Below are 16,766 nucleotides of genomic sequence, written 5' to 3' on the forward strand. Positions count from 1 at the left end.
CAAAGACCGAAAAGGTCGCTGGATTGATGGCTCGTTTGTCAAAGAGGAGGATTTGGCATGATACCGAAATTTAGAGGGTTATCCATTGACGAAAAAAGCAAAGGAGAATGGCAATACGGACATTTAATTGAAGATAGAGGAAGAGCATTTATTATCAGCGAAGTGGTAGAAGCCAATGAACAATACATTACTATAGGTTCTTGGTGTCCTGTAAATCCAGCAACATTAGGACAATCAACAGGACTCAGAGACAAGAACGGCAAGGAGGTATTCATCGGTGACATCGTTAAATGTACAAGAGGATGTCTCCATGAAGTATATTTAGAAAAAGAATACGGTGGCACATTCATAGGCGGAATGCCTTCCATATATCTAAAGGGATTGCTAAGTGGGTATGCGTGGACTGAAGACGAGGAAATCATCGGAAACGTCTATGAAAATCCAGAGCTTTTGGAGGATAAATAATGAACCCAGAAATAATTGACAATATAAATAAACCAAGCCACTACCAGGGTGCAAACGGTCTTGAGGCTATCGATGTTGTGCATAACTTCGTTGGGAATCTTTTCGGAGCGTCTGCTTTCTTTTGGGGCAACGCAATCAAGTATATGTTACGGTTTCAAAAGAAAAACGGCCTTGAAGACCTGAAGAAAGCCAGAAAGAACCTTGACTGGCTTATCGAGGAGATGGAGCATGAATGAGTACGCATTATATCAAGGTGAAACGTTCGTGACGATAGGAACGCTTGCGGAAATCAGCAAAGAAACAGGAATTGCTGAAAGGATGTTGAAGTATTACACTTTTGCATCCACCCAAAGACGCAATCCAAATGGTAGAGCTGTCGTAAAGATTGAGGTGGATGATGAAGGATAAATTAAATCCAAGACAAGCAAGTAGGTTTGCTTTCTTGCTAAAGCAAAAACGTAAGGAAAGGAAGTTGTCACAAGAAAAGTTAGCAGCTAAACTAGGCTATAGTCGCTACCTGATTGCTCAATGGGAGAAGGGGGGAAGTGTACCGAATATCTATAATGTAGAAGATATCTGTACTTACTTTGCTTTTCCTGCTGATATTATTCTCGGGAGTAGGGCATGAAAAAAAGCCAGCACAGCTGACTTCCCGTGTTATAGTTTCGCATAACTATTATATCATGAGGAGGAGTTCGTGTGCAAATAGAGTTATTGGATATCATCGATGAAAAGAAAACCAGAAAGGAAGCTATCAAAGTACTCAAAAAATACAGTCGTCTGAGACGGATAGCTGGAGAAGAATACGCCCCCAAAATAACAATATCCTATTCACTTGAGCCAAGGTCATCAAGTGGTCAGACAAGCAAGCAGGTAGAAAGCATGGTCTTGCGTAGAGTATCAGCTCAGCAGGACCTAGAACTAATCGCTAAAGCAATCAACAATCTTTCCGATATGGAATACACACGTATCCTAATCGAACGATATTGCAGGAAAAAGAGGAGGGAAGACTACAGTATTTATTCAGAACTAGGCTACTCATCTAGTGAGTATTATCGGATATTGAACAAAGCTCTATTAGAGTTTGCGGAGTCCTATCAAGCAAGCAACCTTTTGGTTTACAAGTGATTTCTGGGAAAATCTTGGGAAAAATCTGGGAAAATCTTGGGAGAATTGGAACGAAAAAAGGTGCTAAAATAGTATTATCCAATGATTGGGTAACGAACAGTCATGAGGACTCCTAAAAATACAGAGGTTTCGGCCTCTTAGACAGTAAGGACAGGTTAGCAGGTTGTTTGGGTCTCCTTGAAACTTTTACCAAGCGTGCGTTTTACTGCTAGACCAGTTGGTTCAATTCCAGCTACTGTCATATTCAATGCCACGACCAGTGGCTTTTTATGTAGGAAAGGAGAGGTACATGAAGAAAGTAGAACCAATTCGTGATTTAGACGATATAGAACGAATCAAAGATTACTTGAAAAACAAAAGTGATAGAAACTATGTTTTATTCATGTTTGGAATCTACTCTGGTTTAAGAGTGAGCGACATAGTACCTCTTCAAGTCAAGCAAGTAATTGCTGATAGGATTGAACTAAAAGAGAAGAAGACTGGTAAGATAAGGTATTTTCCAATCAGCCCCCCTCTCAGAAAAGAAATCAATCGATACATTAAAGATAATCAGTTAGCAGAGTACGACTATCTCTTTCCAAGTAAAAAGAAAAAGAGAACAGATGGTGTTCGTATCACACACATTGGAAGAGTAGCAGTCTATCAAATACTTCAAGATGCAGCTAAATATGTAGGTTTGAATCATATAGGAACTCATTCGATGAGGAAGACATTTGGATATCATCATTACAAAAAGAATAGTAATGTAGCTATCCTACAAAAGATATTCAATCATTCCACACCAGACATCACACTAGGATATATCGGTTATAGTCAAGACGAACTTGACCAGAGTATACTATCATTTGATTACTAAATAGCCTATCTATTTTACATAATGAGAAAATGTAAATTAGTTTTTAGAAAAATATGGTAGAAGCCTTGATACTCTTGACTTTGAAGTTGTTTAATTTTATTTAACAGAATATAAGATATGTTAAATACAAGAGGGGGTGGGTGCACTAAAAACACCCCTGCTTTGAAAGATACCGAGGGGGTACATTTGAGAATACCAACCCCCTCCCTTAAAAAGAAAGGACTCCCTCCCTAGATGAATACCAACCCCCTCCGAGCGGACCGTAGTGGACCCCATAGAGTAGCCTTTGAGAAGAATAAGAAGATTATCTTAAAGACAAGAAACACTTGTGGGATATGTGGCCAGCCTGTAGACAAAGACCTGAGATATCCTCATCCATTAAGTCCAGTCATTGATCACATCGTTCCAGTAAATAAGAACGGACATCCATCTGACATTGCTAACTTGCAGTTGGCGCATTGGCAATGCAATAGACAGAAGTCTGACAAGCTATATGCTGATGAGAAGACAAACGGAACAAAGGTCATTGGTAATAGGAACTTACCACAAAGTACAGATTGGTTTAAGTATAAGGGTTAAAAAAATAAACGTGATTAAAAAAAGGACGAGTGTTCCTGCCAAGGTGGGGGGATGACCCCCTCCCCCTCGGTGCTTCAGGGCTTCACACCGTCACTGTACATATTTTCTCGCGGGAAATGAAAGGTAGTTGTATAAAATGACATTGAAAGGTATGGGCTATCTCAGGAAGAAGCTAGCCAATTACAAAATGGGTGTAGACACTAGATACAATCAGTATGCTATGCAACACAATGAGATAGATGTTGGTATTACGATACCACCTCAAATCAGGCAACAATATCGGGCGGTCTTAGGCTGGGCTGCTAAGGGTGTTGACAGTCTAGCAGATCGTTTGGTCTTTCGTGAGTTTGCCAATGACGAATTTGGAGCGAATGAAATCTTTGCTCAGAACAATCCAGATGTATTCTTTGATAGCGCGATCCTTTCAGCATTGATTGGGTCGTGTTGTTTTGTCTACATCTCGCAAGGAGACGATGATGATGCTCCTCGGTTGCAGGTTATTGAGGCAAGCAACGCGACTGGTGTTCTGGATCCTATCACTGGCTTGCTGACAGAGGGCTATGCCGTTTTGAAACGGGATGACAATGGTTATGCCGTGCTTGAGGCTTACTTCACTAGTGATGTGACTTGGTTCTATCCGAAAGATGGTAAGCCGTTTGCAATCGGAAATCCAACTGGGGTTCCTTTGCTGGTGCCAGTCATTCATAGACCTGATGCTGTCCGTCCGTTTGGTCGGTCACGAATTACTAGAGCTGGGATGTACTATCAGAGATATGCTAAACGAACGCTTGAGCGGTCGGATGTGACTGCTGAGTTCTATTCATTCCCTCAGAAGTATGTGTTGGGATTGAGTCAAGATGCTGAGGCGATTGATACTTGGAAAGCGACTGTGTCCAGCTTGTTGACCTTTACGAAAGATGATGAAGGGGACAAGCCGAACGTGGGTCAATTCACCACATCCAGCATGTCTCCCTTTACTGAGCAGTTACGGACTGCGGCTGCTGGCTTTGCTGGGGAGATGGGCTTGACCTTAGATGATCTTGGCTTTGTATCTGACAATCCATCATCTGTTGAAGCTATCAAGGCTAGTCATGAGAACTTGCGATTAGCTGGTCGGAAGGCTCAGCGCTCTCTAGGCTCTGGTTTGCTGAATGTGGCTTATGTGGCTACTTGTTTACGTGATGAGTTTCCGTATCTGAGGAAACAGTTCAATAAAACGGTCGTGAAGTGGGAGCCTTTGTTTGAGGCGGACGCTAACATGCTGACCTTGATTGGTGATGGTGTTATCAAACTGAATCAAGCGGTGCCTGGTTATATGGATGCTGAAACCATCCGTGACTTGACTGGAATTAAGGGGTCAGACAAGCCTGCTCCAGTAGTGAAGGAGGGTGCAGATGGTGGAGGATATCGTTCCGAGCCTGCTCAAGAAAATCAAGTCTGAGTTTGAAGGTGCTAGGCTAGACAGCGAGGTTTTGAAAGACTTACTGTCTAAACTGCATCATAGCAAGGCAAGTTATTTGGATGCTAATCAATATGCTATTGAAATTGGGGAGATACTTTCTAAGGCTCTGGGAGCTTCTCTAACGAACGAAACGCTACCAGACGGTAAAATGTATTACAATATCGCTCAACGTGTGCTGACGGACGTTCTGGGGCGAAATCATGAGCTTGTGAGTGATTATACTGAGCAAATTCAGAAGAATTTGAACTCTGAGGCTAAAATCGGGTTAACTGCTCAGGTTCCTGAACTTAATCAAGACCGAATTGATGGTCTGGTTAATCGTTTAGCAAGTGAGGAAAGTTTTGATGATGTAAAATGGTTGCTTGATGATCCGATTGTAAATTTTAGTCAGAGCATTGTGGATGATAGCATTCGAAAAAATGCGGAGTTCCATCATAAAGTGGGATTGCATCCGACTATTGAGCGTAATTCAACTGGGCATTGCTGTGATTGGTGTCAATCGCTAGTTGGTAAATATCTTTACGGCACAGAGCCATCAGGATTTTATAGAAGACATCAACGTTGTAGATGTACAATAGATTACCATCCTAAGAATGGTAAACAACAAAATGCATGGTCTAAGAAAATAATCAAGGAAGCAAGCAATGAAAAAGAGCGTTGTAAACAACAACTCATTGATATCAAAGATAACTTTGCAGCGGACGACAAGAGAGAGTACAGAAGTATTGTTAAGGTATTAGGTCGCAAAAATGCTCCTAAATCAGTAGCTAAATTTAGAGAATTAAAGTATAATGATGTTAAAGAATATGAGCAACTGAAAGATAAAGTATTTATTTACCAGAAAATCCAAACGGGGGAATGGGGTAAAAAAATAAACCCTGAAAAGCAGTTGCCGCATATGGAATCAACACATAAAGCAGGGAAATCTTATATCTATGATTCAGTTGATGTTCAGGAATTGTTTAATAAACATCACGGAACTGGTCGTATTGAGCTTGACAGACACGGAAGAAGAACGAACAAAGAGATAATAGAGTTAGGTTACCCAATCGGAATCAATGGTTCAGATGGCTCAGAAGTGACATCTATTAAAATCCATCATTCTGAAAAGAGAACTCACATTGTACCTAAGAAAGGAGATCAGTAATGAATTTAGAACAATATTTAGGAAAAGATATTCGAGTTACTTTTGTTGATGATCAAATTCTTGAAGGTCATTGTAATACTTTTACTGGAAAACAAGATACAGAAGATGAACTCTATGATGAAATTACGATAAGGACCGATAAACATCCATATGTTGGATTCAATGAATCCGAAATCAAGTCAATAGAATTAAGGAAGAATAATGTTAAAATTTAATTTGATTGAAGTTGTGAATGGTTTTTACCGTTACGAGGTCTTTCCTGAAGGTGATGTAAGTAGAAGGGAGATATTTGAATTTAATCCTTCTACCCGTGAGGTAAAGCGAAATGATCCCCCAAGATATGGTTTTGATTATGTGTCAAAATGCATCATAAATCTAAAAAATGCAGACGGCAGCTTGAAAGAATCAGGGCAAGTTGCTTGGTATTAAGCAGAAAGGAGACCTATAATTCTTAAACTTATTAAAATTTTCAATTCAAAAAGTAAGGGTTATTGGTATATTCCTGAAAACCGTGACCCAGGTATGATTGAGATTGATGAGCGCACTGGTGAAGTTACAGTTGTCATTGAGTCGAATTATGATAAAGAACTAGGTTATCCTTACTATGCGAACAAGGCTCGTGGAGCAGTGAAGCAGATGTTGGATAGAGGAGAATTACCAAACGAGAAATCTTTCGCTTGGGGTTAAGCACTTAGAAAATTCTAAGTGCTTTTATTATGCTCAGAAAGGAGTAACAATGGGAAACACGATTGATTTTTCAGAGAAAAAGTCTAGTCTGGAGCGTGGTGCTTCTGTGAAAGAAATTTTGGAGGAAAATCTTGAGGCTAGTCATGACTATACTTCGGTATTGGTAGTTTCTTTGGATAAAGATGGTGAGATAAATCTTGGCTATAGCTGGGATAGCAGTTTGCAGGCATTAGGAATGCTTGATGTTGCTAAAAACTATATTTTGAACGTAATCAATTAAATCATCCCAGCGATAGGGTTATCATGCGGTACGATTGAAAGGAGCAGTGGATGGCTAGAAAGAAACTTGGCAATCAGAATCCTACTCAATCGGTAATTTTAAAGTACGTCAAGAAAAATTCTAAGGCGAAAGAAGCGGTAGAAATCTACGAGCGGACGGGTCTTTCTTGCTACGCTTGGCAAGTCAATTTGTTGACCTCTATCATGGCGGTTGATAAGAATGGTTTGTGGGTGCATCAAAAATTTGGCTACTCTATTCCTCGTCGTAATGGGAAATCCGAACTCTTGTACCTTTTTGAACTTTGGGGCCTGCATAATGGACTAAACATCCTACACACGGCCCATAGAATATCTACCTCTCATTCTTCTTTTGAAAAGGTGAAACGTTACCTTGAGAAAATGGGGTATGTGGACGGTGAACACTTTAGCTCTATACGAGCCAAGGGACAAGAGAGGATTGAACTGTTTGACGGTGGTGGGATTGTACAATTCCGTACCAGAACATCCAATGGTGGTTTGGGGGAAGGTTTTGACCTTCTTGTAATCGATGAGGCTCAGGAATATACGACTGAGCAGGAGTCGGCGTTGAAATATACGGTAACGGATAGTAGCAATCCGATTACAATCATGTGTGGGACACCTCCTACACCTGTTTCAAATGGGACGGTATTCACAAACTACCGTAAGACTTGCCTATTTGGGAGAGGAAAATACTCAGGTTGGGCAGAATGGTCGGTCTCTGAAGAAAAAGAGATTGATGATGTCGAAGCCTGGTATAATTCCAATCCCTCTATGGGTTGCCATTTGAATGAGCGGAAGATAGAAGCTGAGCTTGGTGATGATAAGCTAGACCATAATGTTCAGCGTTTGGGTTATTGGCCTGAATACAACCAGAAATCTGCTATTTCGGAAACGGAATGGAATGAGTTGTGTGTGGACTCTATGCCTGATTTATCAGGTAAGTTGTTTGTCGGAGTCAAATATGGTCAAGATGGCGCAAACGTGGCATTAAGTATTGCTGTTCGTACGGTAGATGAACGGATTTTCGTTGAGACAATTGACTGTCAGTCAGTCCGTAACGGGAATGACTGGATCTTGGATTTTGTCAAGCGTGCCGATGTGGCTACTATCGTAGTCGATGGAGCAAGTGGTCAGAAAATCCTTGATGAAGAGTTGAAGAAGGAACGCATGAAGAGCGTGATATTGCCTACGGTCAAGGAAATCATCGTGGCTAACTCGATGTGGGAACAGGGGATTTATCAAAAGACCTTGTGCCATGCTGGTCAACCGTCTTTGAAGAAAATTACAACCAACTGTGAGAAGCGGAACATCGGTTCAAACGGTGGGTTTGGCTATCGCTCGCATTTTGAGGATATGGATATTTCTTTGATGGATAGCGCCTTGCTTGCGCATTGGGCTTGTGTGACAACTAAGCCTAAGAAAAAGCAAAAAATCAGTTATTAAGAGGAGCAGTTGAGAGACTGCTTTTTTTGATGCCTAAAAATTACCGAACTGCCGGGAAAGCAGGAGAAAGGAGACATGAAGATGTCTGAATTTAAAACGATTGAAACACAGGAAGAGCTAGATAACATCGTGAAGGAACGTATCAGACGTGAGCGTGAAAAATTCGGTGATTATGATGATCTAAAAAAACGTGTTTCTGAACTAGAGTCTGAAAATGGCGCTTTGAAAGCTACTGTTGAGGAAACAAAACAGACAATCGCCGAATCAGACGCTCAAATCACTGAATTGCAGGGGCAAGTGAGCAATTATGAAACTGCTAGCTTGCGGACTCGTATCGCTTTACAAAATGGCTTGCCTTATGACTTAGCTGACCGTCTTCAAGGTGCTGACGAAGAGGCATTAAAGGCTGACGCTGAGCGTCTAGCTGGCTTTATGCGTCCAGCAACACCTCAAGCACCGCTAAGAGATACTGAGCCCCCTATCGGTGATGACAAAACTGTGCAAATGAAGCAGATGCTTCGTGAATTACAACCAAAAGGAGAATAGAATTTATGGCAGATAATGCAATGAAAGCTGGAACACTTTTTAAACCAGAAGTAGTAAAGCAATTGATTAGTAAGGTGCAGGGGAAATCTGTACTGGCTAAATTGTCAGCACAAACCCCAATTCCATTCAATGGAGTGGAGCAATTTATCTTCAACCTTGAAGGAAATGCTCAAATCGTTGGTGAGGGCGAACAAAAACTTGGAAATAAAGCGAAGTTGACTTCAAAAGTTATCAAACCGCTTAAATTTGTTTATCAGGCTCGCATTACAGATGAGTTCAAGTATGCTTCAGAAGAAAAGCAAATGAATTTCTTGTCAGCTTATATGGACGGTTTTGCTAAGAAGATTGCGGAAGCCTTTGACCTTGCTGCTCTTCATGGTTTGGAACCAAAATCCATGACAGATGCAACTTTCCGTGCAACCAACTCATTTGATGGTGTGATTAGTGGAAGTGTCGTGACGTATGATGAAACTAAAATCGATGAAAATATTGAAGATGCAGTACAACAAGTTATTGCCCGCGGTTGCGAGGTAACAGGTATTGCCTTGTCACCAATAGCAGGTCAAGCATTGGCGAAAGTTAAAGTAAAGGATGTCGTTCAATATCCTGAGTTCCGTTTTGGTCAAAATCCAGATTCGTTCTACGGCATGAAATCAGATATCAACAAGAACCTTACTGTAACTGGTGGTAGTGCCGAGACAGACCATGCTATTGTAGGGGATTTTCAAAACCGCTTCAAATGGGGCTATGCTGAAAATATTCCGATGGAAATCATTGAATACGGGGATCCAGATGGTGCAGGCCGTGACCTTAAAGCCTACAATGAAATCTGTTTGCGTGCGGAAGCCTTTATTGGCTGGGGTATCCTTGATGAAGATGCCTTTGCGCGTGTGAAAGCGTAAGTTTTATGGCTTTATACCGTGATACGAAAACGGGCGTGATTATCTCCGCTGAGAGTGTTCTTGGCGGAGATTGGGTGCCTGTGGAAAAGCAAGTGATTGAGGAAGAACATCTGACTGTCGTTGAGTTAAAATCTAGTTTAGATGAGCTGGGTATTCACTATGAAAAGAATGCCAAGAAGTCAGAGCTACTCAGCCTTTATAAGAGTCATAAAGGGTAATTTATGGGAAATTTTGCAAAGATTGAAGACTTGGAATTGTTATGGCGCTCGTTGAAATTTGATGAGCGTGCAAGGGCTGAGGCTTTGTTGGAAGTTGTATCTAATTCTTTGCGAGTGGAAGCTGAAAAAGTCGGTAAAGACCTTGACGACATGGTAGCTGAGAGCGTGTCATTTGCTAGTGTTGCCAAGTCTGTCACGGTCGATATCGTGGCACGAACCCTCATGACCTCAACAGACCATGAACCAATGACTCAGGTTGCTGAAAGTGCCTTAGGTTATTCGTTTAGTGGTTCTTACCTTGTTCCTGGAGGCGGTCTCTTTATTAAAGACACCGAACTGAAAAGGCTTGGTTTGAAGAAAAAACAACGATATGGAGCGATTGAGATTTATGACCTACCTAAAAGGAATCCCTGTCATTTTAGTGGACAAGGTAGAAATTGGTAACGACGATTTCGGTCATCCCATCCATCGTGATGTTGAGATTGAGGTTCAAAATGTATTGGTTGCCCCAACTTCATCAGAGGACGTCATCAATCAAATGAACTTGACTGGGAAGAAGGCGGAATATACACTCGGTATTCCTAAAGGGGATACTAACAAGTGGGAAAACCGTGAGGTCAAGTTTTTTGGTCGTAAATGGCGGACGATTGGCATCCCTCAAGAGGGGATTGAGTCAATGATTCCATTATCGTGGAATAGAAAGGTTATGGTTGAAGTTTATGAGTGATATGAAATTTCAATTGAACTCGGCTGGCGTGTCTGCCTTGCTACGTTCTTCCGAAATGCAGGGCATTTTGAGGGAGAAAGGGCAAGGGATTGCTGAAAGAGCTGGTGAGGGGTTTGAATTGACTGTATCGCCAGGGCAAAAGCGTGCCAATGCAAAGATTAGTACGACTGATATCAAGAGCATGGCTAGAAATAAAAAACATAATATTTTACTGAAGGCTATGAGATGATCGAATTAGTTATAAAGAAATTTTTGGACGGACAGTTAGATGTTCCGTCTTTTTTTGAACATAAACCGAATATGCCTGAGAGTTATGTCATTTTAGAAAAGACGGGGAGTGGTGGAAGCGACTACGTTCATTCCGCCACATTTGCTTTTCAAAGTTATGCACCATCACTTCAAAAGGCTGCTGAGCTGAATGAGAAAATCAAGAAAGTAGTTGAGGATCTCATCACGGTCAACGAAGTCAGCGGTGTGCATCACAATAGTGACTACAACTTTACAGACACAGAAACGAAGCAATATCGCTATCAAGCGGTATATGACATCAATTATTTTTAAAAAGGAGGTGTAGTTTTGGCGCCAGAAGTAAGAACACCAAATGCAGAATCAACAGGAGGAAAGAATATGACGACTGCATCAGCATCAAATGTAACGGCTGCTAAGCCGAAAATCGGAGGGGCGGTTTCTACTGCTCCAGCTGGAACAGATCTTCCAACGAATGCAAAAACAACCTTGAACCCAGCATTTAAAACGCTTGGGTATATTTCAGAAGATGGATTGACCAATGAGAACTCACCAGAGTCAGAAGAAGTCAAGGCTTGGGGAGGACAAACAGTCTTGTCTTCTCAAACTAAAAAGAAAGATACCTTTAAATACAAATTGATTGAGGGTCTTAACATTGAAGTCTTGAAAGAAGTCTATGTACCAGATAACGTTTCAGGAACCCTTGAAACAGGTATCACTGTAACAGCCAATGGTAAGGAGTTGCCAGAACATAGATTGGTTATTGATACTTTGCTGAAAAATGGCTGTGTGAAACGTGTTGTCATTCCTCGTGGTAAGGTTAGCCAAATTGGCGAAATTAACTATAAAGACGGCGAACCTATCGGCTATGATTTGACAATCACTGCATTGCCAGACAACAGTGAGAACACTCACTACGAATACATTCAAGGAGCGTAAAATAAATGAGTAAAACATTCAAAGGGGAAACGAAGTTAGGTTTTAAATTCGAAATTTCTGAGCGTCGTTTAAACAACTATGAATTGTTGGAATTGATTGGTGAAGTTGACGAAGGACAAGGTCAAGTCTTTCCTAAAGTTGTAAAACTTTTATTCGGAGATGAGCAAGCCAAGGCTTTTAAAGACCACCTAAGAGAAGAAGATGGCATTGTGCCAAATGAAAAAATGGCAGATGAAATCAAGAGTGTTTTTGAATCATTTAACGGCTTAAAAAAATCCTAGTCCTTGCTCAGATGATGAATTTGGACGAAGATGCCCTTATCTGTGATTTAGCAGAAACCTATCAAATATACGACTATAAACAGCTACCTTTAAATGAGGTGGCTGTTTTTGCGTATGGTTTACGTGATGATTCACGGATAAAGCAGATCATGTCTGACCAAATTGTCTCTCTCGAAATTACTTTACTCGCAAATATCGTAGACAGACTTTCGATTTCTTTGTGGTTGCAAACAAAAGATGGGCAAAAGGGCGTTAATCGTCCTGCATCAATTGCTGAATTGCTTACAAAAAATCACAAAGAAGAGAGTGACGAAAGGGATTATCTCGTCTTTGAATCTGGTGAGGACTTTGAAAACTATCGCAAGGCTTTACTTGCGAAAACAGGAGGTGATGAATAGTGGCGACCGAATTAGGAAAAGCCTATGTACAAATCATTCCGTCTGCTAAAGGTATTAGTGGCATGATTCAAAAGGAAATGGGTGGTGAAGTCGCCTCAGCTGGCGTTAGCGCAGGCGAATCCCTCGGATCCAAAATGATGGGGGCTGTTTCAGGAGTTATTGCTGCTGCTGGAATTGGTAAGGCCATTGGAGCATCGATAAATGAAGGGGCAGCACTTCAACAATCGCTTGGTGGTGTCGAAACCTTATTTAAAGATTCAGCTGATAAGGTCAAAGGCTTTGCAAACGAGGCCTACAAAACAACAGGTCTATCGGCCAATGCCTATATGGAAAATGTTACAGGTTTCTCAGCCAGCTTACTACAATCTCTTGGTGGAGATACAGATAAATCAGCAGAAACAGCTAACATGGCCATGATTGATATGTCGGATAATGCCAATAAGATGGGGACATCTATGGAAAGCATTCAGCTGGCTTATCAAGGTTTTGCCAAGCAAAACTACACCATGCTCGACAACTTAAAACTCGGTTACGGTGGTACGAAACAAGAAATGCAACGGCTTTTGTCCGACGCAGAAAAACTGACAGGCGTTAAGTATGACATGAATAACTTGTCAGATGTTTATAGCGCCATCCACGCTATCCAAGAGAATTTGGACATCACTGGTACAACAGCGCGAGAGGCAGCAACAACTTTCACTGGATCATTTGAATCTATGAAAGCAGCTGCTCAGAATGTGCTTGGAAAGTTGTCATTGGGTGAAGATATTCAACCTGCATTACAATCTCTGCTAGAAACGACATCCACATTTCTCTTCGGAAACTTGATTCCGATGATCGGAAATATTTTGAAGCAAATTCCTAACCTTATTTTAGGAGGAATCAAGGGTGTTTTCAGTGGGATCTTTGGAGAAGGTCTAGGAAGTATCATGGGTGGTATCGTTACCGCTCTTGGTTCTGCATTTTTAGCTTTTAAAGCATTTTCGGCAGTCACGGGATTGCTATCTGGAATACCTGCTATCTTAACGACAATTAAAACAGCAGTCACGGGTCTTTTTACTGCAATGAGTGCCAATCCAATCGGAATTGCAATCGCAGCGATTGCTGCATTGACTGCAGGTTTGGTTTATTTCTTTACTCAAACCGAGATGGGAAGGCAAATCTGGCAAGGATTCATGGATTGGTTCTCTGGGGTGTGGCAGTCTGTCGCACCAGTCTTGACCGAAGTTTGGAATGGTATTGTTGAAACAGCTACGACCGTCTGGAACAATATGATGGCTGTTGTTGCTCCAATTATCCAAGCAGTTGTTGACTTTATTAGGTCTGTTTGGGACGGCATTTCCCTATGGTGGACTGAAAATCAAGGTTTGATTCAACAAACGTTCACAACGGTTTGGAACGCCATCCAGACAGTTATTCAGACGGTTATGCCGATTATTCAGTCCATTATTGAAACCGCAATGAATATCCTTGCTCCTTTCATTGAAACGACGTGGAACAATATCTGCACTGTAGTGACAACGGTTTGGGAATTGATTAAGATTGCTATTCAGACGGCTATGGATGTCATTGGTGGCATTATAAAAGCAGTCATGGCTATCATCAATGGTGACTGGGGCACAGCTTGGAATGCTATAAAGGGTGTTGGTGAGGCTATCTGGAAAGGGTTGTCTGCTGCAGGTAAGGCTATCTTTGATGGTTTTGCTCAGATATTATCTAACATCTGGAGCACGATCAAATCTGTCGCAAGCAGTGCTTGGGAAGGTTTGAAATCAACCGTCTTAGGTCTGATTGATGGACTTGTACAAGGAGCTAAAAAGGCTTGGGAAAGCATGAAACAAGGTGTTCGTGATCTTGTAAGTAATGTTACGAGTATCTTTGATGGTATTCGAAACATTGACCTATGGTCAGCAGGTAAGGCTATCCTTGATGGATTCCTAGGCGGTTTGAAGTCTGCTTGGGGAGCAGTAACTGACTTCGTTGGTGGTATTGCTAGCTGGATTCGTGACCACAAAGGTCCGATTGAATATGACCGTAAGCTCTTGATTCCTGCTGGTAATGCGATTATGCAAGGTTTGAATAGAGGGTTGCAAGACCGTTTCAAAGGTGTTAAGAAATCTGTCAGCGGAATGGCTGGTGAAATCTCAAGTGCATTTTCAAACGATAATTTTGGTTTGAGTGGAACACCTACCATTGCCAAGAATATTGAAGCAAGTTTGGCTATGCCAAGCGCTCAACTAGAGGCAAAAGACAGTCAAACCGTGTCTGAGATAGCGATTCTGAGAGCAAGTATGGAGAAGATCCTTACTGCTATCCTTGAAAAGCCGTCAGATACTTACCTGGACGCTGATAAAATTTCAATGAGCGTCTACCAACGTCAAGGTGCGATTTACGCTAGGGAGGGAATGTAATGTTTTATATGATTATCAATGGTTTTAACACATCAACTATCCCTCACTGCGTGGTGACGGATTTTGGTCAGGTGGAGGCTGCTAAGCCTAGGGTGGCTGAAGATGCTAACCTCTACGGAGCCAACGGAAGTTATCGAGTGCTGGATGGTGGCTATGAGAGTTATGAACGGACTTTTTCGTTCTATATTCCTAAGTTACTGGATGTTTCGACTATCGTGGAGAAATTTCAGCCTAAGGAAAATGTGCTGGAGTTTAGCTACCAGTTGGGTTCTGTCTTTTATGCGGATTTTATTGGTGCAACCTATAGCCCTCATGGGATGCATGCCTGGAAGCTAGAGCTTAAGCTGAGTATGCAACCGTTCCGCTATCAGAAAAATCTTGCTCCTCTTATTTTTACCGCAAGCGGTAATGTCAACAATCCAGGTTCTGTCTATAGTGAGCCTGTAATTGAGATTGAGGGGGACGGAGATATTTCTTTGACTATCGGACGGACAACCATGCACTTGACCATTAGACGAAAAGTGACCATTGATTGTAGGCATAAGAAACAGAATATCTACAACGCAGATGGTGTGGTTCAAAACACTCTACGAAAACGTGGAGGCTTCTTTGAGTTGGCAGTTGGTAGTAACGGTCTGGTCTTTACTGGTGCGGTTCGTAAGGTCACAGTTCGGCCGAATTGGAGGTATATTTTATGATTTATCTTACAGAGGGAAATAGGCCTTTAAACGAGTCCTACAATGATGAAATTGTCCATTTTGGGAACAATACCTATCAACTGACCTTTCGTTTTCCTACATCGGATCCCAAGTGGGAATTGCTGAAAGAGGAAACTTTTCTGACTGCAGATGACCTGCATGGTGAGCAGGATTTTTATATTTTTGAGGTTGAAAAGCAACAAGGATATATTCAAGTCTATGCCAATCAGGTTATCAGTTTGTTAAATAATTACATCGTTAGCTCTATCGAGGTTGACCGTGTCAGTGGGACAAGGGTGTTGAGTGCTTTTGCTGGTAGTATTACCAGAGCCAATCCTTTTTCTTTCTTCTCTGATATTGATGATAGGCATACGCTCAATATCAAGGACAAGAATGCCATGGAGGTCTTGGCCAAAGACAAGCATTCTATCCTAGGTCAGTGGGGCGGAGATATGGTGCGAAACGGTTACAACTTACGCTTGCTGAAGAATGGCGGTTCTGAAAATGAATCGCTTTTTATGTACAAGAAAAACCTGTCCAGCTACCAGCATAAGACCTCAATGAAGTCTTTAAAAACTCGGATAACCTTTAAAACGACTGTTAAGGGCGAGGGAGAAAATGCGGTTGACCATGATTATATGGTGGTGATTGACAGCCCCTTACTTGGGAACTACAGCCAAATCTATGAAGATGTCGTGGAGGTCAATGACCAAGACGTGACAGATGAGGCTAGCTTGATTGCATATGGTAAGCAGTATTTTCGGACAAGTATGTGCGACATGCTAGAAGATAACCTTGAAATCTCGGTTGTCGGTCAGAGTGATGTTGCGGTGCAGATGTTTGATGTGGTCAGTATCTACCATGAGTGGTACGGTCTTGATGTTCGTAAGAAAATCACCAAATATACCTATTCGCCAATGGCAAAACGCCTAAAATCAATAGGTTTTGGGACCTTCCAGTCCAGTCTTGCAAATGCGATCGGTGGGATTGTAAATGATGCCGTTTTGAATGAAAGCCGAAATCTGCATCAGATTTTTGAAGAACGTTTGAAAAAGGAAATCGCCAACGCTGACCGTGCTTTTGACGCTGAATTTACTAAGCGTGAGAAAGCTATCACGGATGCCATCGAACTTGCCAAGGCTAAGGCAGAAGAAGTCAAGCAAGAAGTGTCTGACACTATCAATCAGCGTTTCAATAGCTTTCATGATGAACCTTTACGAGAATCAAGGCGCAAGGCTGAGGAAGCTTTGAGACAAGCTGGCGCAAGTAGCTCTCTTGCTCAGGAAGCCAAGCGGATTGGTCTGGATTCTGTTGCTAGACTTGAAGCGTTTAA

Annotated in this window: 27 protein-coding genes; all 27 read left to right on the forward strand. The window is 41.7% G+C overall.

Annotation, left to right across the window (positions count from 1 at the left end; genetic code table 11):
• The first annotated feature begins 57 nt into the window (after window positions 1-57).
• A complete protein-coding gene (locus tag HT687_RS05000; RefSeq protein ID WP_138704938.1) occupies window positions 58-465 on the forward strand; it encodes a YopX family protein in 408 nt (135 codons plus the stop codon).
• The gene (locus HT687_RS05005; protein ID WP_001067623.1) at window positions 465-701 is read left to right on the forward strand and encodes a DUF3310 domain-containing protein; all 237 of its coding nucleotides are present in this window, start codon (window positions 465-467) and stop codon (window positions 699-701) included. Before HT687_RS05000 ends, HT687_RS05005 begins: the two co-directional genes overlap by 1 nt.
• On the forward strand, window positions 694-873 hold the full coding sequence (locus HT687_RS05010; RefSeq protein ID WP_138704939.1) for a hypothetical protein: 180 nt from the start codon (window positions 694-696) through the stop codon (window positions 871-873). Before HT687_RS05005 ends, HT687_RS05010 begins: the two co-directional genes overlap by 8 nt.
• Window positions 863-1,093 carry a helix-turn-helix transcriptional regulator gene (locus HT687_RS05015; protein WP_138704940.1) on the forward strand — a complete coding sequence of 77 codons (231 nt, stop codon included), beginning with the start codon at window positions 863-865 and terminating at the stop codon, window positions 1,091-1,093. Before HT687_RS05010 ends, HT687_RS05015 begins: the two co-directional genes overlap by 11 nt.
• 71 nt (window positions 1,094-1,164) lie before the next feature.
• Window positions 1,165-1,593, forward strand: a complete 429-nt coding sequence (locus HT687_RS05020; RefSeq protein WP_001165368.1) for an ArpU family phage packaging/lysis transcriptional regulator — start codon at window positions 1,165-1,167, stop codon at window positions 1,591-1,593.
• A gap of 289 nt (window positions 1,594-1,882) precedes the next feature.
• Window positions 1,883-2,449 carry a site-specific integrase gene (locus HT687_RS05025; RefSeq protein ID WP_000754954.1) on the forward strand — a complete coding sequence of 189 codons (567 nt, stop codon included), beginning with the start codon at window positions 1,883-1,885 and terminating at the stop codon, window positions 2,447-2,449.
• A gap of 234 nt (window positions 2,450-2,683) precedes the next feature.
• A complete protein-coding gene (locus HT687_RS05030; RefSeq protein ID WP_001095652.1) occupies window positions 2,684-3,028 on the forward strand; it encodes an HNH endonuclease signature motif containing protein in 345 nt (114 codons plus the stop codon).
• A gap of 136 nt (window positions 3,029-3,164) precedes the next feature.
• The gene (locus HT687_RS05035; RefSeq protein ID WP_138704941.1) at window positions 3,165-4,469 is read left to right on the forward strand and encodes a hypothetical protein; all 1,305 of its coding nucleotides are present in this window, start codon (window positions 3,165-3,167) and stop codon (window positions 4,467-4,469) included.
• The gene (locus HT687_RS05040) at window positions 4,423-5,637 is read left to right on the forward strand and encodes a polymorphic toxin type 50 domain-containing protein (protein ID WP_172924095.1); all 1,215 of its coding nucleotides are present in this window, start codon (window positions 4,423-4,425) and stop codon (window positions 5,635-5,637) included. The genes HT687_RS05035 and HT687_RS05040 overlap by 47 nt, the downstream gene beginning before the upstream one ends.
• The gene (locus HT687_RS05045; protein WP_138704942.1) at window positions 5,637-5,852 is read left to right on the forward strand and encodes a hypothetical protein; all 216 of its coding nucleotides are present in this window, start codon (window positions 5,637-5,639) and stop codon (window positions 5,850-5,852) included. Before HT687_RS05040 ends, HT687_RS05045 begins: the two co-directional genes overlap by 1 nt.
• The gene (locus tag HT687_RS05050) at window positions 5,839-6,066 is read left to right on the forward strand and encodes a hypothetical protein (protein ID WP_119942444.1); all 228 of its coding nucleotides are present in this window, start codon (window positions 5,839-5,841) and stop codon (window positions 6,064-6,066) included. The genes HT687_RS05045 and HT687_RS05050 overlap by 14 nt, the downstream gene beginning before the upstream one ends.
• Before the next feature lie 93 nt (window positions 6,067-6,159).
• Window positions 6,160-6,324: a hypothetical protein gene (locus HT687_RS05055; protein ID WP_166727373.1), complete on the forward strand. Its 165-nt coding sequence runs from the start codon at window positions 6,160-6,162 to the stop codon at window positions 6,322-6,324.
• Window positions 6,325-6,373: 49 nt separating this feature from the next.
• Complete coding sequence (locus HT687_RS05060; RefSeq protein WP_050216382.1) at window positions 6,374-6,604, forward strand: hypothetical protein; 231 nt, start codon at window positions 6,374-6,376, stop codon at window positions 6,602-6,604.
• 50 nt (window positions 6,605-6,654) lie between these two features.
• Entirely contained in the window at window positions 6,655-8,067 is a 1,413-nt protein-coding gene (locus tag HT687_RS05065) for a terminase (RefSeq protein WP_138704943.1), read from the forward strand.
• An 81-nt stretch (window positions 8,068-8,148) separates the two neighbouring features.
• Window positions 8,149-8,613 carry a DUF4355 domain-containing protein gene (locus HT687_RS05070; protein WP_138704944.1) on the forward strand — a complete coding sequence of 155 codons (465 nt, stop codon included), beginning with the start codon at window positions 8,149-8,151 and terminating at the stop codon, window positions 8,611-8,613.
• A 5-nt stretch (window positions 8,614-8,618) separates the two neighbouring features.
• Window positions 8,619-9,515 (forward strand): phage major capsid protein, encoded by an 897-nt coding sequence (locus HT687_RS05075; protein ID WP_138704945.1) that lies wholly within the window; start codon window positions 8,619-8,621, stop codon window positions 9,513-9,515.
• Window positions 9,516-9,520: 5 nt separating this feature from the next.
• Entirely contained in the window at window positions 9,521-9,733 is a 213-nt protein-coding gene (locus HT687_RS05080; protein ID WP_138704946.1) for a HeH/LEM domain-containing protein, read from the forward strand.
• 3 nt (window positions 9,734-9,736) lie between these two features.
• Complete coding sequence (locus HT687_RS05085) at window positions 9,737-10,177, forward strand: phage Gp19/Gp15/Gp42 family protein (RefSeq protein WP_138704947.1); 441 nt, start codon at window positions 9,737-9,739, stop codon at window positions 10,175-10,177.
• Window positions 10,122-10,460 (forward strand): hypothetical protein, encoded by a 339-nt coding sequence (locus tag HT687_RS05090; protein ID WP_000221695.1) that lies wholly within the window; start codon window positions 10,122-10,124, stop codon window positions 10,458-10,460. Before HT687_RS05085 ends, HT687_RS05090 begins: the two co-directional genes overlap by 56 nt.
• Window position 10,461: 1 nt before the next feature.
• On the forward strand, window positions 10,462-10,689 hold the full coding sequence (locus HT687_RS05095) for a hypothetical protein (protein ID WP_001852278.1): 228 nt from the start codon (window positions 10,462-10,464) through the stop codon (window positions 10,687-10,689).
• Entirely contained in the window at window positions 10,686-11,021 is a 336-nt protein-coding gene (locus HT687_RS05100; RefSeq protein WP_138704948.1) for a hypothetical protein, read from the forward strand. Before HT687_RS05095 ends, HT687_RS05100 begins: the two co-directional genes overlap by 4 nt.
• A gap of 66 nt (window positions 11,022-11,087) precedes the next feature.
• Window positions 11,088-11,645 (forward strand): phage tail protein, encoded by a 558-nt coding sequence (locus HT687_RS05105; protein WP_172924097.1) that lies wholly within the window; start codon window positions 11,088-11,090, stop codon window positions 11,643-11,645.
• A gap of 5 nt (window positions 11,646-11,650) precedes the next feature.
• Complete coding sequence (locus HT687_RS05110; RefSeq protein WP_138704949.1) at window positions 11,651-11,926, forward strand: hypothetical protein; 276 nt, start codon at window positions 11,651-11,653, stop codon at window positions 11,924-11,926.
• A gap of 11 nt (window positions 11,927-11,937) precedes the next feature.
• The gene (locus HT687_RS05115; protein ID WP_119942435.1) at window positions 11,938-12,324 is read left to right on the forward strand and encodes a DUF5361 domain-containing protein; all 387 of its coding nucleotides are present in this window, start codon (window positions 11,938-11,940) and stop codon (window positions 12,322-12,324) included.
• Complete coding sequence (locus tag HT687_RS05120) at window positions 12,324-14,735, forward strand: PblA (RefSeq protein ID WP_138704950.1); 2,412 nt, start codon at window positions 12,324-12,326, stop codon at window positions 14,733-14,735. Before HT687_RS05115 ends, HT687_RS05120 begins: the two co-directional genes overlap by 1 nt.
• Window positions 14,735-15,433 carry a phage tail protein gene (locus HT687_RS05125; RefSeq protein WP_138704951.1) on the forward strand — a complete coding sequence of 233 codons (699 nt, stop codon included), beginning with the start codon at window positions 14,735-14,737 and terminating at the stop codon, window positions 15,431-15,433. Before HT687_RS05120 ends, HT687_RS05125 begins: the two co-directional genes overlap by 1 nt.
• The coding region (locus HT687_RS05130) for a phage tail spike protein (RefSeq protein WP_172924096.1) at window positions 15,430-16,766 on the forward strand (1,337 nt) is incomplete at its 3' end. The genes HT687_RS05125 and HT687_RS05130, both read left to right, overlap by 4 nt.

Origin of the sequence: Streptococcus sp. 1449, assembly GCF_013276805.1 — a bacterium.
Lineage (GTDB): Bacteria > Bacillota > Bacilli > Lactobacillales > Streptococcaceae > Streptococcus > Streptococcus pseudopneumoniae.

Excerpts from the sequence above, each read along its gene's own strand:
- HT687_RS05100 (WP_138704948.1), top strand. The coding sequence starts at position 10,686 with ATGATCGAATTAGTTATAAAGAAATTTTTGGACGGACAGTTAGATGTT.
- HT687_RS05115 (WP_119942435.1), top strand. The coding sequence starts at position 11,938 with ATGATGAATTTGGACGAAGATGCCCTTATCTGTGATTTAGCAGAAACC.
- HT687_RS05040 (WP_172924095.1), top strand. The coding sequence starts at position 4,423 with ATGGTGGAGGATATCGTTCCGAGCCTGCTCAAGAAAATCAAGTCTGAG.
- HT687_RS05025 (WP_000754954.1), top strand. The coding sequence starts at position 1,883 with ATGAAGAAAGTAGAACCAATTCGTGATTTAGACGATATAGAACGAATC.
- HT687_RS05015 (WP_138704940.1), top strand. The coding sequence starts at position 863 with ATGAAGGATAAATTAAATCCAAGACAAGCAAGTAGGTTTGCTTTCTTG.
- HT687_RS05055 (WP_166727373.1), top strand. The coding sequence starts at position 6,160 with ATGATTGAGATTGATGAGCGCACTGGTGAAGTTACAGTTGTCATTGAG.
- HT687_RS05085 (WP_138704947.1), top strand. The coding sequence starts at position 9,737 with ATGGGAAATTTTGCAAAGATTGAAGACTTGGAATTGTTATGGCGCTCG.
- HT687_RS05070 (WP_138704944.1), top strand. The coding sequence starts at position 8,149 with ATGTCTGAATTTAAAACGATTGAAACACAGGAAGAGCTAGATAACATC.
- HT687_RS05075 (WP_138704945.1), top strand. The coding sequence starts at position 8,619 with ATGGCAGATAATGCAATGAAAGCTGGAACACTTTTTAAACCAGAAGTA.
- HT687_RS05110 (WP_138704949.1), top strand. The coding sequence starts at position 11,651 with ATGAGTAAAACATTCAAAGGGGAAACGAAGTTAGGTTTTAAATTCGAA.
- HT687_RS05045 (WP_138704942.1), top strand. The coding sequence starts at position 5,637 with ATGAATTTAGAACAATATTTAGGAAAAGATATTCGAGTTACTTTTGTT.
- HT687_RS05030 (WP_001095652.1), top strand. The coding sequence starts at position 2,684 with ATGAATACCAACCCCCTCCGAGCGGACCGTAGTGGACCCCATAGAGTA.
- HT687_RS05035 (WP_138704941.1), top strand. The coding sequence starts at position 3,165 with ATGACATTGAAAGGTATGGGCTATCTCAGGAAGAAGCTAGCCAATTAC.
- HT687_RS05080 (WP_138704946.1), top strand. The coding sequence starts at position 9,521 with ATGGCTTTATACCGTGATACGAAAACGGGCGTGATTATCTCCGCTGAG.
- HT687_RS05090 (WP_000221695.1), top strand. The coding sequence starts at position 10,122 with ATGACCTACCTAAAAGGAATCCCTGTCATTTTAGTGGACAAGGTAGAA.
- HT687_RS05050 (WP_119942444.1), top strand. The coding sequence starts at position 5,839 with ATGTTAAAATTTAATTTGATTGAAGTTGTGAATGGTTTTTACCGTTAC.
- HT687_RS05095 (WP_001852278.1), top strand. The coding sequence starts at position 10,462 with ATGAAATTTCAATTGAACTCGGCTGGCGTGTCTGCCTTGCTACGTTCT.
- HT687_RS05060 (WP_050216382.1), top strand. The coding sequence starts at position 6,374 with ATGGGAAACACGATTGATTTTTCAGAGAAAAAGTCTAGTCTGGAGCGT.
- HT687_RS05125 (WP_138704951.1), top strand. The coding sequence starts at position 14,735 with ATGTTTTATATGATTATCAATGGTTTTAACACATCAACTATCCCTCAC.
- HT687_RS05105 (WP_172924097.1), top strand. The coding sequence starts at position 11,088 with ATGACGACTGCATCAGCATCAAATGTAACGGCTGCTAAGCCGAAAATC.
- HT687_RS05065 (WP_138704943.1), top strand. The coding sequence starts at position 6,655 with ATGGCTAGAAAGAAACTTGGCAATCAGAATCCTACTCAATCGGTAATT.
- HT687_RS05010 (WP_138704939.1), top strand. The coding sequence starts at position 694 with ATGAATGAGTACGCATTATATCAAGGTGAAACGTTCGTGACGATAGGA.
- HT687_RS05000 (WP_138704938.1), top strand. The coding sequence starts at position 58 with ATGATACCGAAATTTAGAGGGTTATCCATTGACGAAAAAAGCAAAGGA.
- HT687_RS05005 (WP_001067623.1), top strand. The coding sequence starts at position 465 with ATGAACCCAGAAATAATTGACAATATAAATAAACCAAGCCACTACCAG.